This is a genomic window from uncultured Campylobacter sp. (assembly GCF_938045345.1).
In the GTDB taxonomy this organism is placed as follows: Bacteria; Campylobacterota; Campylobacteria; order Campylobacterales; family Campylobacteraceae; genus Campylobacter_B.
In genome coordinates this window covers 45,108-58,048 of sequence record NZ_CALIMS010000011.1, presented here as the reverse complement: position 1 = coordinate 58,048, position 12,941 = coordinate 45,108, and the positions used below count along the sequence as shown (strand labels likewise).

At 48.0% G+C, this 12,941-nt stretch carries 16 protein-coding genes; 6 read left to right on the top strand and 10 right to left on the bottom strand.

Annotated elements, in window-relative coordinates; all coding sequences use genetic code 11:
* A partial coding sequence (nth, locus tag Q0144_RS02965; protein WP_298061568.1) for an endonuclease III occupies positions 1-589 on the bottom strand: 589 nt, incomplete at its 3' end.
* 105 nt (positions 590-694) lie between these two features.
* Here nth and Q0144_RS02960 point away from each other — a divergent pair.
* From Q0144_RS02960 to Q0144_RS02945, 4 genes are read left to right on the top strand one after another with little or no spacing between them, the layout of a single operon-like run.
* On the top strand, positions 695-1,504 hold the full coding sequence (locus Q0144_RS02960; protein ID WP_298061565.1) for a peptidyl-prolyl cis-trans isomerase: 810 nt from the start codon (positions 695-697) through the stop codon (positions 1,502-1,504).
* A gap of 14 nt (positions 1,505-1,518) precedes the next feature.
* Positions 1,519-2,583 carry a class II fructose-bisphosphate aldolase gene (gene fbaA, locus Q0144_RS02955; protein ID WP_298061563.1) on the top strand — a complete coding sequence of 355 codons (1,065 nt, stop codon included), beginning with the start codon at positions 1,519-1,521 and terminating at the stop codon, positions 2,581-2,583.
* A 1-nt stretch (position 2,584) separates the two neighbouring features.
* On the top strand, positions 2,585-3,874 hold the full coding sequence (locus tag Q0144_RS02950) for a MotA/TolQ/ExbB proton channel family protein (RefSeq protein ID WP_298061561.1): 1,290 nt from the start codon (positions 2,585-2,587) through the stop codon (positions 3,872-3,874).
* Positions 3,861-4,883: an OmpA family protein gene (locus Q0144_RS02945; RefSeq protein ID WP_298061559.1), complete on the top strand. Its 1,023-nt coding sequence runs from the start codon at positions 3,861-3,863 to the stop codon at positions 4,881-4,883. Before Q0144_RS02950 ends, Q0144_RS02945 begins: the two co-directional genes overlap by 14 nt.
* Positions 4,884-5,203: 320 nt before the next feature.
* On the opposite strand, the gene Q0144_RS02940 is transcribed toward Q0144_RS02945, so the two are convergent.
* On the bottom strand, positions 5,204-6,247 hold the full coding sequence (locus Q0144_RS02940) for an SEL1-like repeat protein (RefSeq protein WP_298061557.1): 1,044 nt from the start codon (positions 6,245-6,247) through the stop codon (positions 5,204-5,206).
* A 147-nt stretch (positions 6,248-6,394) separates the two neighbouring features.
* Here Q0144_RS02940 and hisD point away from each other — a divergent pair, with 147 nt between their 5' ends.
* Both hisD and Q0144_RS02930 read left to right on the top strand, forming a co-directional pair.
* A complete protein-coding gene (gene hisD / locus Q0144_RS02935; RefSeq protein WP_298061555.1) occupies positions 6,395-7,684 on the top strand; it encodes a histidinol dehydrogenase in 1,290 nt (429 codons plus the stop codon).
* Between the two features lie 257 nt (positions 7,685-7,941).
* Positions 7,942-8,232 (top strand): DUF5339 domain-containing protein, encoded by a 291-nt coding sequence (locus tag Q0144_RS02930; RefSeq protein ID WP_291936556.1) that lies wholly within the window; start codon positions 7,942-7,944, stop codon positions 8,230-8,232.
* A gap of 453 nt (positions 8,233-8,685) precedes the next feature.
* Here the strand turns inward: Q0144_RS02930 and Q0144_RS02925 are convergent, their stop codons facing one another.
* From Q0144_RS02925 to Q0144_RS02890, 8 genes are all read right to left on the bottom strand, one after another.
* On the bottom strand, positions 8,686-9,348 hold the full coding sequence (locus Q0144_RS02925; RefSeq protein ID WP_298061553.1) for a hypothetical protein: 663 nt from the start codon (positions 9,346-9,348) through the stop codon (positions 8,686-8,688).
* 152 nt (positions 9,349-9,500) lie between these two features.
* The gene (locus Q0144_RS02920; RefSeq protein ID WP_298061551.1) at positions 9,501-10,202 is read right to left on the bottom strand and encodes a YbaK/EbsC family protein; all 702 of its coding nucleotides are present in this window, start codon (positions 10,200-10,202) and stop codon (positions 9,501-9,503) included.
* A gap of 205 nt (positions 10,203-10,407) precedes the next feature.
* Positions 10,408-10,833, bottom strand: a complete 426-nt coding sequence (locus Q0144_RS02915; RefSeq protein WP_297997845.1) for an ecotin family protein — start codon at positions 10,831-10,833, stop codon at positions 10,408-10,410.
* Between the two features lie 68 nt (positions 10,834-10,901).
* Positions 10,902-11,633: a hypothetical protein gene (locus tag Q0144_RS02910; RefSeq protein ID WP_298061547.1), complete on the bottom strand. Its 732-nt coding sequence runs from the start codon at positions 11,631-11,633 to the stop codon at positions 10,902-10,904.
* Positions 11,634-11,882: 249 nt separating this feature from the next.
* On the bottom strand, positions 11,883-12,038 hold the full coding sequence (locus Q0144_RS02905; RefSeq protein ID WP_298061544.1) for a hypothetical protein: 156 nt from the start codon (positions 12,036-12,038) through the stop codon (positions 11,883-11,885).
* Between the two features lie 38 nt (positions 12,039-12,076).
* Complete coding sequence (locus Q0144_RS02900; RefSeq protein ID WP_298061541.1) at positions 12,077-12,229, bottom strand: hypothetical protein; 153 nt, start codon at positions 12,227-12,229, stop codon at positions 12,077-12,079.
* A 167-nt stretch (positions 12,230-12,396) separates the two neighbouring features.
* Entirely contained in the window at positions 12,397-12,666 is a 270-nt protein-coding gene (locus Q0144_RS02895) for a hypothetical protein (protein ID WP_298061539.1), read from the bottom strand.
* Positions 12,638-12,937, bottom strand: coding sequence for a hypothetical protein (locus Q0144_RS02890; protein ID WP_298061537.1), 300 nt, complete (start codon positions 12,935-12,937; stop codon positions 12,638-12,640). Before Q0144_RS02890 ends, Q0144_RS02895 begins: the two co-directional genes overlap by 29 nt.
* Positions 12,938-12,941: the final 4 nt, after the last annotated feature.

Sequence of the window (12,941 nt, the reverse complement as noted above, 5' to 3'; positions counted from 1 at the left end):
ACTCTTTGCAGTTTGGCTTGATCGCTTTACAGGTGTAGCGGCCAAAAAGCACCATGTCTTGGTGCAGCTTACCAAGATCTGTTTTAAAAGCCTCGCTAAGATCGCGCTCCGTAAGCTCGGGCGTCTTTGCACGGCTCAGCCCTAGGCGATGCGCGACGCGAAAGACGTGCGTATCCACCGCCATCACGTTTGCGCCCGCACCCTCCAAAAGCACGACGTGAGCGGTCTTTTGCCCCACGCCCGCAAGAGATTTGAGCCCCGCTTCATCAAGCGGCACGACGCCGCCAAAGTCGCTAACCACCGCCTGTGCCATTTTGATCAAATTTACCGCTTTGTTGTTGTAGAAATTGCACGAGCTGATTAGCAGCTTAACGCTTGCCAGATTGGCTTTTGCAAGCTCTGTAACGCTAGGGAATTCCGCAAAAAAGCGCGGCGTGATCAAATTTACCCGCTTGTCGGTACACTGCGCGCTAAGCATCACGCAGACCAAAAGCTGATAGTTATCTTTAAATTTCAACTCACTGCGCTCTTCCGCGAAGTTTTGTAGAATTCTCTTTTTTATCTCTAAAATATCTTTTTTACTTCTCATTTGCATTTCCTCAAGGCGGAATTCTACCCTAAAATTCTAAAGTACAGTTTGATTGTTAACAACTTTGAGTTATAATCGCCATTAAAATTTTTTTAAGGAATTGTGATGAAAAAAGTTTTATTTACAGCACTTAGTTTGGCTGCCGCTATCAGCCTCAACGCTACCGTTTACGCTACCGTCAATGGCAAAGACGTAACCGAAAAAGAGCTTGCTCCACTACTTCAAGGCATAGGCAATGTAGATATCGCTGCTCTTAATGCCGATCAAAAAAAGGAGCTTATCGATAAAGGCATCGATCTGATGCTGCTAACGGATGAAGCTAAAAAATCGGGCGTTATGGACGAAGATGTTTATAAAAAAGAGCTTGAAATCGTAAAAGATAACTTAGCGCTTCGTGTATGGCAGGCTAAAGAAGCCAGTAAAATAAATATCGACGATAAAGAAATAGCCGATTTTTATAACAAAAACAAAGCGCGCTTTACCGAGCCTGCAAGAATCAAAGCGGCTCAGATTGTCGTTAAAACCGAAGCTGAGGCAAACGATATTATTAAGCAGTTAAAAGGGCTTAACGACAGTGCGCTATTTACTAAATTTGCGGAGCTTGCCAAAGCTAAATCTATCGATCCGCAGGCTAAACAAACCGGCGGCGAGCTAGGCTGGATGCCTAGCGATCAGGTCAAGCCTTTTGCCGATGCGATCTCTAAGATAAAAGATGGTCAAATCACTACTAAAGCGATTAAAAGCAGGGTCGGATATCACGTAGTGTTAAAAGAGGAGTCTCAAGCTAAAAAGCAGTTAAGTCAAAGCGAAGCAAAGCCTTTTATTGAGCGCGTGCTTAGACAGCAAAAAGCGGCGAAAGTAGTCGAGCAAAAAGCGGCAGATCTTCACAAAAACGCTAAAATCGAGTATAAATAATATAGGAGCTAAAAATGGGCGTTTTAGATATAGTAAAACCGGGCGTTTTAAGTGGCGATGACGTAAGTAAAGTCTATGCGTATGCGAAGCAGCAGGGCTTTGCGATCCCTGCGGTAAACGTAGTGGGATCAAATTCCATAAACGCCGTCTTGGAAAGCGCTAAAATCGCAAATTCGCCCGTTATTATTCAGTTTAGCAACGGCGGCGCAGCGTTTTATGCGGGCGCTACTTGCCCTAATGCCGCAGTTTTAGGCGCTATTGCAGGCGCGCGCCAGGTGCATGCTCTGGCAGCCCATTACGGCGTTGCGGTGATTTTGCATACCGATCATGCCGCGAGGAAGCTGCTTCCGTGGATCGACGAGCTCATCGAAGCTAATGCCGCTCATAAAAAAGCTCACGGCGTGCCGCTATTTAGCTCGCATATGCTCGATCTTAGCGAGGATGATTTGGAGCTAAATTTAGCGACCTGCGAGAAGTATTTGGAAATTTTAAGCGATCTTGGAATTTCGCTTGAGATCGAGCTTGGCGTCACAGGCGGCGAAGAGGACGGCGTCGATAATACCGGCGTCGATAACGCGCGGCTTTACACCCAGCCCGCAGATGTCGCGCTTGCCTACGAGCGACTTGGCAAAATCAGCGATAGATTCAGCATTGCAGCGAGCTTCGGCAACGTCCACGGCGTGTATAAGCCGGGCAATGTTGTGCTGAGACCTGAAATTTTGAAAAATTCGCAAAAATTCGTCCGAGAAAAATTTAATCTGCAATCTGAAAAGCCCGTAAATTTCGTCTTTCATGGCGGCAGTGGCAGCGAGACCTCCGACATCAAGGCAGCCGTTAGCTACGGCGTAGTTAAGATGAATATCGACACTGACACGCAGTGGGCGTTTTGGGACGGCGTGCGCGCTTATGAGGGCAAAAATCGCGGCTATTTGCAAACTCAAATCGGCAATCCGGAAGGCGAGGATAAACCGAATAAAAAATTCTACGATCCTCGCAAATGGCTGAGAGCAGGCGAGCAGAGTATGGTGGCGCGCTTGCAGGTCGCATTTGACAATCTAAATTGCCTAAATAGGAACTAATATGGATCGCCCGAATAACGAAGTGCTCGATATCACGCTACCTGAGGCGAAGGAGCGCTCGCTAGCGGGCGTTTTTTTTAAGATCGCAGCTCTGCCGATCGCGGTTTTTGTGGTGTTTTTGCTGGGCTATTTGGGGCTTATCGGGCTGAAGGTAGAGACGCACTCGATCCTGATGCTTGCAGTTTTACTCATTATTGCACTAATTTTAGCTCGTCATAATGCAGAATATGGCTGCTTAAATTTTCAAAATAATATCGATGACTTCAAGCGCGAGCTGAAAAATTACATCGTCGCCAATCTCTTAAGTATCGGCGGCAAGAAAAAATCAGATGCCAGCTTTGATCTTTTTGTGGACGAATACGGCTACTCACTGCGTAATCAAAACTACGCTTCCGTCGCATCGGCAGTCTTTCCGATGCTTGGAATTTTAGGGACTTTCATCTCGATTGCGATTTCGATGCCACACTTTTCCTCAAGTAACATTGACGGGCTAGAAACCGAGATCGCGCAACTTCTAGGCGGCGTAGGTACGGCATTTTACGTCTCGATCTATGGAATTTTCTTAGCGCTTTGGTGGATATATTTTGAGAAAAAAGGCATTAGCAAATATGAGCGCTTACTCATCAAATACAAAAATTCCACTAAAAATTTTTTCTGGAACAAAGACGAGATCACGCAGGGCTATCTGAGTGAAATTTTAAACGCTAATTCTGAAATTTCGCGCTCATTTGCGATGATGAGCTCTACGAATTTTACTGAAAGGTTAAACCGCCTAATCGATGAAAAAATCGGCGCTTTTGAAAGCGTGATGGAAGCCGAGAAGCGAAGTATGGCGATTACACAAGAAGAACTTGAAAAAGCAGGAGAGATGATCCAAAGGACAAATCTCGCTCACGGTGAGCTAGATAAGAGCTTCGCTCAAATTTTATCTGCGCTTAAGTCCGTGTCTGCAAGCCTAATCGAAATTCAAAACGGAATTTCCGCGCAGTATCTAAGCCAGTCTAAGGCTTTAACGGATGGGCAAGGCGAGCTGGCTAACGTTACGAGTGCATTAAGCGCTCAAATCAAGAGCCTAAATGCCTCCTTGGGCGGGTTTGCGGGCGAAATTTCAAGTTCACAGAATGCTTATGCCGCTAAAATTGACGCTAGCTTTAAGGGGTTAAGCGCGGATTTGAAGGCACTTTTAGCTGGAGAGGACACTGCGCGGACGAGCAACGAAAGCATCATCGAAGAGCTTCGAAAAACGCTTGCGAGCATCGATGAAAAAGCACTTTTAGATGAAAACGAATAACGAAGAAAAAGAGACCTTTTGGATTGCGTACGCCGATTTGATGGCGGGACTGCTTTTTGTTTTCGTGCTTTTAGTAGGCGGCATCATCGTCAAATACTTCCTCACGCAAAGCAACCTGCAGGAGAAAGAAAGCCAAATTTCAAGCGCCCTAGCAAGCCTTCAAAGCCAGGAGAAAAAAAGCGCCGAGCTTGAAGCGCTGAATAAAATTTTTAGCGACCAGCTCGAGAAGCTAAACATCGAAAATACCGATCTTCGCAAGCAAAATTCCATCTACTTCATACAGATCGAAGATCTAACCGAGATGGCCCAGAAGCTGAAAAAAGAGAATTTAGACATCAACTCTCTTCTGCAAAAAGCACGCGACGACGCCAACGCTACGATCAGCCAAAACGAGCTTAAAATTGCATTTTTGCTCGATCAGCTCACGAAGAAGGAGAGCGATTTTAATAAAATTTTACAAGACCTCAACGTCACGAAAAACCGCATCCGCAACCTCACCGGAATGAAGGTCAAGATCATCGCCGATCTGAAGGAGAAGCTGGGCGGCAAGATCCGCATCGACAACGAAAGTGGCGCAATGACGCTAAGCTCGTCGATCCTTTTTGACAAGGGCTCAAGCGAGTTGAAAGAGGGCGCCAAAGAGACGCTCCGCTCGACGCTGCAGAGCTATTTCGCCGCGCTTTTGAATAACGATGAAATTCGCGAAAATTTAGATCAGATCATCATTGAGGGACACACGGACAGCGACGGCGGGTATTTGTACAACCTTGAGCTGTCGCAAAATAGGGCGTTTGCGGTGATGGATTTCATCAACTCGTGGAATAAAGATGAGCGACTGCAAAAATATCTCATCGCCAGCGGTCGCAGCTACACGCAGCCCGTGATGCGCAGAGGCATCGAGGACAAGGACGCTAGCCGCCGCATCGAGATAAAATTTACGCTCTCAAACAAAGAGGCGATGGAGGAGATCAGGAAATTTTTACAGTTCGACGCGAATGCTACGAATTAGCGACTCGCTCTTAATGGCTCGCTCGAAATTTTAATCCCCAAAAAAGAGGGCTTAAAATTTTAAAATTCTTAAAGAATTAACGTCTCATCTGAAATTTCAACGGCGGCGGAACGCATCCCTTTATTTGGCGCGAATATTATGAACGGGGCGGCTCACTAAATTTTACGCAGCGTTTACGCAGCATCTGTCGCGGCGGAATGGATTTAAATTTTAAGTCCGCGCATTTTGCGCGCTTTTAGTGTTGCCCTGCGGATGATATAGTCTAAATTTAGATCTTTAAATTTAAGCGGATTTCGCGAGCGGTTTAAAATTTAAATGGATTAAAAGCCTTGTTCGTTTAGCTTTCTATATCCGTCACAACCGGCTTTGGATCCCAAAGCGCAAGCCTTATTTAAATATTTTTTTGCAGTATTCGCGTCCTGCCCCACGCCTTTGCCATAGAAATATAAAACTCCGAGATTATAACAGCTGTCGCCAAATCCCAAGTCGCAAGCCTCAGAATATAATTCGTTTGCTTTTTTATAATCTTGATTCACACCCTTACCTAAATTATATAAAACACCCATATTGTAGCATCCTTTGGCCATTCCTAAATTGCAAGCTTTAGAATATAATTCGAACGCTTTCTTGTAATTTTGTTTTACGCCACTGTCATCTTCATATGAAGCTCCAAGATTATAACACCCTTCGGCAATCTCCAAATCGCAGGCCTTAGAATAGAATTGATTTGCTTTTTGGTAGTCTTGCTTTACGCTGCCATCTCCTTTTTCGTATAAAACTCCAAGATTATGGCAGCTTTCGCCATGTTTTAAATCGCAAGCTTTAGAATATAGCTCGCTTGCTTTTTTATAATCCTGTTTTACGCCTTCGCCCGAGGCATATAAAAGCCCGAGATTGTAGCATCCGCGGCCTTCTTGCAAATCGCAAGCTTTGGAAAGCATTTCGATCGCTTTTTTGTAATCTTTCTTTACTCCCTTGCCTGAGTGGTATAAAACACCCAGATTGCCGCAAGCTATGCCATTTTTTAAGTCGCAGGCCCTAGAATACAGTTCGGCCGCTTTTTTATAATCTTGTTCTACGCCCTTGCCGTATTCGTATGACGCCCCCAAGGTGGTGCAACCCCAGCCGTCGCCCAAACTACAGGCTTTAAAATTTAGCTCCCTTGCTTTTTCATAATCCTGCTTCACGCCATCCCCTGAATAGTATGCCATGGCGAGATTTACGCATGCTAAGGTGTTGTTGCTATCGCATTCGCTTTGCAACTTGCTTATACCGGGATCCTCTTGTTCCGTCGATGACAAAGCTGTGGCTTCTGCTAGCGATAAAGCCGCCGTGGCGATCAGCGCTAAAAATATCTTTTTCATACATCGCTCCGTCTGAAATTTCGGCTATTTTATTTCATTTTCGCTTAATCTTTTGAAAATCGGCGAGCTGTAAATTTACATCGCCGCGAGCTTAAAGGCGAAATTTAGCAAAAAGCGTTAAAATTCCAAGCATTACAAGGAGCAAAAATGAAAATTTTAAGAAGCACGGACGCAAATTTCAAAGAGGAATTTGCGAGGTTGGTGCGCCGCGGCGAGACGGATATGAGATCGGTAATGCCCGTCGTTAGCGGCATCATCGAGGAGATCAGAGCGCGCGGCGATGAGGCGCTAGCCGAACAGATCGAGAAGTTTGACAGATGGCGCGTGCAGGGCGATCTGGCTATCACACAAGAGCAGATGAGCCGCGCGTATGAAGGCTTAACCGCAGAGCTTAAGAATGCGCTTCAGATCGCATACGAGCGCATCTACGTTTATCATGAAAAGCAGCTTGAGAGAAGCTGGTTTAGCTTCGATCCAAGCGGCGCGATGCTTGGGCAAAAGATCACGCCGGTAGATCGCGCGGGGCTATATATCCCGGGCGGCAAGGCGGCGTATCCGAGCTCGCTTCTGATGAACGCGATCCCTGCAATCGTCGCGGGCGTGGAGGATATCAGCGTCTGCACTCCCGCCGTGGGCGGCGTCGTAAACGAGCTACTGCTCGCGGCGATGCATGTGCTAGGGATCAAAAAGGCCTACAAGGTGGGCGGCGCAAGCGCGATCGCGGCGATGGCATACGGCACGCGCACGATCGACAAGGTAGACGTCATCACGGGCCCTGGGAATATCTTCGTTGCGACTGCTAAAAAGCTCGTGTTCGGCGACGTAAATATCGATATGATCGCGGGCCCTAGCGAAGTGGGCATCATCGCAAACGCCTCGGCAAATCCGCGCAACATCGCCGTGGATCTGCTCAGCCAAGCCGAGCACGACGAGATCGCGAGTAGCTTTTTGATAAGCGATGATGAAAAATTTGCCCTCGCGGTCGCAGAACATATCAATCAGGAGCTGCCTACGCTTGCTCGCGAGCCCATCGCTCGCGCCAGCGTCGAAAACAAAGGCGCGATTATCATCGCACGCGATATGAACGAGTGCGTGGAGCTGATGAACGAGCTTGCGGTCGAGCACCTCGAGATCGCGACCGAGAACGCCTACGAGCTGCTTCCGCGCATACGCCACGCAGGCGCGATATTTTTGGGCCACTACACGCCAGAGGCGATGGGCGATTACCTCGCAGGCCCCAACCACACGCTGCCGACCGGCGGAAGCGCGCGATTTTTCTCGCCTCTGGGGGTTTATAACTTCATCAAACGAAGCTCGATCATAGCGCTAAATAAACGCGCCATAGACGAGCTCGGACGCGCGTGCATGGCGCTAGCGGATGCCGAGGGGCTAGGCGCGCACAAAAAATCGGTACAGATTAGATTTGAAGAGAAGTGATTTTGCGCTGCATCCCCAAGAGGCGGCGAGGGCGGAATTTTAAAGAGCACCGGCTGCAGTTGCGAAATCGCGAGCCGAAATTTTAAAATTTAAAGACGAGTTAAATTTTAAAAAATGTAAGCGTCGTGACGAGAGTGAAATTTTAAAATTTCAAAAGCGCTATAAATTTAAAAAAACGGCCGTATTTGATTAAAATTTAAGGCAAATTTACTAAGCGAAATGATATACTTTCGCTGATTTTTTACAAGGAGAGAAAAATGAAAAAATCACTTTTAGTTTTGGCTAGTTTTGGCTTTGCGCTAAGTCTTAGCGCCGCAGATCTTTCAGATAGCTGCAAAGAGTACTTCGCAGATCTTGATAAGATGGTTGATACCTACAAACAAGCGGGTCAAGAGCAGCAGGTCAAGATGTATGAGGATCAAAAAAAGCAATCCATGGATCAGATCAGCGCACTTCCTAAGGAGCAGCAAGAGGCCACTTGCAAACAAGCTAAAGAGATATTTAAGCAGATGATGGATCAGATGAAACAACAAGGCGCTATGAAATAAATACCTTCGCGGGCATGATGATGCCTTCTTCAGTCGCGGCGATGCGATATCGTCGCGATTAATTCTTTTTAAACTCACATTTTTTTAAAAATTTTTAAATTTTAAAATTTGGATGTTTTATCCTCGCTGCTTTTGGGGCTTGCCAAGAATTTCAGATTTGATATTCAGCTTGTCGCAGGAAGCCAAAACAAATAAAGCGCTCACGTCGTTAAAATGCTCCGTAAGGCGATGCATCTTAGTGGGACGCTGCGGTGCACCAAAGATTTACGAGCTGTTTTGGCGCGGCTCGAAACAGCGCCTCATCAATATGATGAATTCGAGGCTCGGTTTAAGCGTTATTTTATCGCGATTTGAAATAGCCGGGGCTCATAGATAGAGCGAATTCGCATCTCAGTTTACGGCTCTGCTTATGAAATTTGCAGCTAAAATCATCTCGCAAAATCGCCTCGGATTTTAATCCTCGGTAACGATTGCGCCGTTTTTTATTTCGAGCACGCAGACATTTCTGTGCAGCTCTTTGCCGGCATCTAAAGTATAGTAGTGCGTTGTTACTGTGCAGCGTAAATCGGCGTCGATGACGAACTCCTGCTTGGCGCGCATCGGCGGCTTGCTTTTACCGCAGTGCACGTAATCGGCGTAAATTTCGCGACAATCACTTATACGAAATGCGTCGTTTAAAAGGCACATAAAAACATATTCGTGCCCGTGCCTGCTATCTTGAAAATCACTCAGATAAAGCCTCAGCAGAATTGTTTTGACGCTCTTTTCTGGCAAACGACAAGCCCTTATGTCTTTGATCCTCTCCCAATACGTGCTTAGATTGTCGATTAAAAAGTTCTCCTTTGCGAACGAAAACAGCTTATTTTTATCAAGTAAATTTTTATCGATAGCCGCTAAGGGCGAAATTCCTCCCGGATAGCGCATCGGTAGTTGCGCGATCGGCAGATTGTCGTAAATATCTTTCATACTCTGATAAATCTCTGGCCGCGGCGCATCGTCTCCCTTAGCCGCGGCATTTTCCATGCCGCATAGCGCAAGTAGACACAGCAAAAATATCCACACCTTCTTCATAGCATTCCCCCTTGTTTCGATCGCAATCTCTTTGCTCCTGATCATACTGCAAATTTTAAAGCCTTAATATGAAGAAAAAAGATCAAAAATCAAAGCGCCCTTTTTACAACCACTCTCGCACTGTCTTTTTCTACCATTGCTTTTGGGTTAATTTAATCCGAGTCCTCTTGTTCTTGTGTGAAACGGACGATGCGCGGCTATTCGTCTTCCGTAGCCTTTTCAGTGAAGCTAACGATGCGCGGAGCCGCGATGCGCGCGTAATCCTGCGCGTTTAGGATGATCGAGTGATCGAGCAAGCCCGCGTTGAAAGCGATCTCTTCAAAGCGTCCGAATAGCGACGGATCGGCGATTAGCAGCAGCTTGTCGTGGAAGCTAAAAGGCGGCACCGAGCCGATGACGCAGTCCGTGAGATCGCCCACTTCATCGGGGCTTACGAGCGATGCTTTTGTGCCGCCGAGCCCCTGCGCCAGGCGCTTTAGATCGGTTTTGTGATCGGCTGCGAAGACCGCTAGGACGTAGATTCTGCCGTTTCTGCCCGCGGGTTTGTCGCTAGGAAGCTTCAGCAGCTGCGGCACGTTTGCGCAAATTTGATCGGCGGTTAAAGTTAAATTTCCCGCGCAGGCGCCGTTTTCGCAGCCTTGAGCGCTCGCAAGGGCGGAAGCGTCGAGATTTTGTGCGTCACCGGCGCTTGCTAAATTTAAATTTTGCGCGAAAGAAATTTGCCCGTCTTTAAAGCCTTTGATCGTGCAAACCAGCGCCTTTGCGCCTTGCCCTAGCTGCGTGCCTCGGGCTTTGGCGACCTCGGCGGAGGTGCCCGCGCTTTCGTGAGCTACGACGCGGAAGTGCGCGCCCTGCTGCGTCAAAAGCTCTTTTAGGCTTTCAAAAATTCTCTCTGACATGCTCTCTCCTTGTTTTTGCGAAATTATACTGAAATTTTAACCAAACGACCCATCGATGCCGAAATTCCATTCTTCGCCGTAGAAAATTTGTCTTGCGCCGTAGAATTTATCTCGCCTGCGCACAAACCTATTGCGCGATGAAAAATCTATTGCGCGGCGGAAATTCCGCCACGCATAAGCTCGGTCCGCCCTGCTTCTTGCGAAATTATTTCATCTTGCGGATTTTAGGCTCTTTGCTCTCTACGAGCTCGTAAATTCTAAGCTCGACCTTGACGTCTTTGGGCGCTAAAATTCTAATTTCGCCGCCGCCGTAGGCGAATGGATGCGTGAGCTCGTAATAGACCCGTTTTTTTTGCTTCTCGGTTTTGCACAGCATCAGCGTCTGAGCAAGCTCATCGCCGCCGCTAAACTCGTAATAAAGCCCATCCGCGCCCTCTTTTTGCTCTATTTTGCCGCCGATCAGATATGCGTCGTTGCAGTCGGCTTTGATCTCTTTCGAAAAGATCGCTTCGACTTTAAATTGCTGCGGCGGCATCTTTGACGGCGTTAGCTGAAAGACGTTTAGCTGCTTTTGCGCCTCGCCGCCGAACAAAAACAGCGGCACCAAAAAGAAAAATACGCTTTTTCTCATTTTTTGCTCCTTGAAAAGATATTTTTATTCAAAATTTTAGCGAAATTTTTACTCATTAGTCTGAAATTTCAATCGACTTCGTTTTTGTCTACAATACAGATGATATTTTTTAGCGCCTCCGTCTCTGGTTTTAACGCCTCGCTATCGGTTTTTTGCGCGGTGCCCTTTTTGTTTGCTAAATTTTTACTATAGCCTTGCGGCGAGGGTTTTTCCCGCGAGTTTAAAGCCTTGACAGCGTCGCGCGAAATTTCGCCCTGCGTCTGCGCGGTGGAAATTTCGCCGCTAGCCCCGCTAGCCTTACTCGTGCGGCGGCTTAGCACGCTTTTGACGCTTATCTTTCCCCCTGCGTAAAACGCCTCGCAAAGCCCGTCTCGCGCCTCATAATCCGTTACTTTGACGCTGCCCTCATGAAATTTATAAAATTTTACCCGTTTTGCTCTGCGCAGCTCTTCGGTTCCGCCCCATACGTCGCTCTGCGCGTCGAGATCCGCGAGCGCAAATGCGCCGTCTGCCGCCTTATACATATTGCCGAGCCTTATCGGTATGCGTTCGCCGCTCTTTTTGGTAAGCACGAAGCCGATCTTTTCGCCATCTTTTGGGTGCGGGCGGAACTGCCCCGAGAAAAACGCCGTGAAAAATGCGACCTCCTTGATCTCGCCGTCGGTGCCTAGGTATCTCGTCCAGCCATCTTCGGGCACGTCGATCTCGGCGACGTCTCGCCCGTCTTTTGCGCCGCATTTTAAGCCCGCGCAGCCGCTAAGCGCTAATGCCGCAAGCGCGGCTAGAAATAGGTTTTTCATATTTTCCCTTCAAATAAATTTTGGCTCAAAGCAGGGCGCCGCCTGCGCCTCGGTGCGTAAATTTGCGCAAAATAGGCGCGCTAGCTCACTCCGCGGGCTTGATTGCGCTACCGCATCTAAAAACACATAAATCGCGCGATATAGGCGGTAACGCGGCATTTTAACGTCGCTCAGCGCCTTTTGCAAGCGCTTTGCGGCAAATCCGCCCGAAACCTCGGGCGCGTAAAGCCCGTATTGCGGCTAAATTTATCAAGCCGACGTCGCCCAGATGCGTAAAAATCGCTGTCCGCTCGCCTCAAACGAGCACTCCTGCCAATCCCAGTCGTTCTCGCCGCCCATTGCAAAATTTTGAGGCTCGCCTGATAGAGCCGCCGCGCTCAAAGCAGCCGTTATCCGCTCTTTCATAAAATCATCGGGCTCGCAGGACTTGAATTTTTCAAATTTTATCTCGTAAAGGGAGGTGGTCTAAAGTCTGCGCGCACGAGCTTGCCGCACTGCTGTGCGAACTCCGCCGCGCTATATTCGTGCTTTGGGGCATAGTACCAAACCTCCAGCTCCTCGATGCTTTCGCCCCCAAATTTTATGGATTTTATCATTCTGCCCCCATTTCGCTCGTCGCGGCGGTTTAAATTTCGTCGCTAGAAATTTATAAATTTCACTTGCGCCCATACGGCGCAGGTCTTACGCGCAAGATAAAACCTTCGCCATTTGGCGCGAGCGCGCTGCGCGGTCAAATTTTAAATTTATCCGCCGCGTTTTAAATTCAGACGCCGAAGTCCGTCCGCATCCCCTCTTTGCCTTTTGGCGTAAAATAACAAACGACGTAGCAGAGCATTCGATCTTTGCAATCGTATTTGGCTTCGAGGCTTTCGATAATGCGCGCAAATTCCTGCGGCGGCTTGTCCGCAAAGGCGCCTCGCAGCTCCTCTGCGGCGATATGTCGCGGGCTAAGGAGCAGATACGCCACGCCGCCGTCCTCATCCTCGCTGATGGCGCGTAAAATTTCACTGCTCGCGCGAATGCCCCTTGCCATCCCACTCTCGCAGGCTTAAAAACGTCGCGCCGCCGTCAGCGTCCAAAGCCTTTTCGTCTGGAATTTGAGCGCGTAAAGCGCCTTCATTTAAGCTCTCACTCGCGACCTCGATAAAAACGTCCGTGCCGAGCAGATAGCTGGTCCGCTCAAACTCGCTTTCGTACTCCCAGCCGTCAAATTTAGCGACAAATTCGCGCACCCGCTCGTCCGCTTCGCAGCCGAACATCATCGCGTCGCTATCTGAAATTTCAACGATATAAGGCTCGTTCATGAGG

What these genes read in the sequence shown, in the direction of transcription:
- Q0144_RS02960 (WP_298061565.1), top strand. Translation starts at nt 695, where the DNA reads ATGAAAAAAGTTTTATTTACAGCACTTAGTTTGGCTGCCGCTATCAGC.
- fbaA (WP_298061563.1), top strand. Translation starts at nt 1,519, where the DNA reads ATGGGCGTTTTAGATATAGTAAAACCGGGCGTTTTAAGTGGCGATGAC.
- Q0144_RS02950 (WP_298061561.1), top strand. Translation starts at nt 2,585, where the DNA reads ATGGATCGCCCGAATAACGAAGTGCTCGATATCACGCTACCTGAGGCG.
- Q0144_RS02945 (WP_298061559.1), top strand. Translation starts at nt 3,861, where the DNA reads ATGAAAACGAATAACGAAGAAAAAGAGACCTTTTGGATTGCGTACGCC.
- Q0144_RS02940 (WP_298061557.1), bottom strand. Translation starts at nt 6,247, where the DNA reads ATGAAAAAGATATTTTTAGCGCTGATCGCCACGGCGGCTTTATCGCTA.
- hisD (WP_298061555.1), top strand. Translation starts at nt 6,395, where the DNA reads ATGAAAATTTTAAGAAGCACGGACGCAAATTTCAAAGAGGAATTTGCG.
- Q0144_RS02930 (WP_291936556.1), top strand. Translation starts at nt 7,942, where the DNA reads ATGAAAAAATCACTTTTAGTTTTGGCTAGTTTTGGCTTTGCGCTAAGT.
- Q0144_RS02925 (WP_298061553.1), bottom strand. Translation starts at nt 9,348, where the DNA reads ATGATCAGGAGCAAAGAGATTGCGATCGAAACAAGGGGGAATGCTATG.
- Q0144_RS02920 (WP_298061551.1), bottom strand. Translation starts at nt 10,202, where the DNA reads ATGTCAGAGAGAATTTTTGAAAGCCTAAAAGAGCTTTTGACGCAGCAG.
- Q0144_RS02915 (WP_297997845.1), bottom strand. Translation starts at nt 10,833, where the DNA reads ATGAGAAAAAGCGTATTTTTCTTTTTGGTGCCGCTGTTTTTGTTCGGC.
- Q0144_RS02910 (WP_298061547.1), bottom strand. Translation starts at nt 11,633, where the DNA reads ATGAAAAACCTATTTCTAGCCGCGCTTGCGGCATTAGCGCTTAGCGGC.
- Q0144_RS02905 (WP_298061544.1), bottom strand. Translation starts at nt 12,038, where the DNA reads ATGAAAGAGCGGATAACGGCTGCTTTGAGCGCGGCGGCTCTATCAGGC.
- Q0144_RS02900 (WP_298061541.1), bottom strand. Translation starts at nt 12,229, where the DNA reads ATGATAAAATCCATAAAATTTGGGGGCGAAAGCATCGAGGAGCTGGAG.
- Q0144_RS02895 (WP_298061539.1), bottom strand. Translation starts at nt 12,666, where the DNA reads ATGGCAAGGGGCATTCGCGCGAGCAGTGAAATTTTACGCGCCATCAGC.
- Q0144_RS02890 (WP_298061537.1), bottom strand. Translation starts at nt 12,937, where the DNA reads ATGAACGAGCCTTATATCGTTGAAATTTCAGATAGCGACGCGATGATG.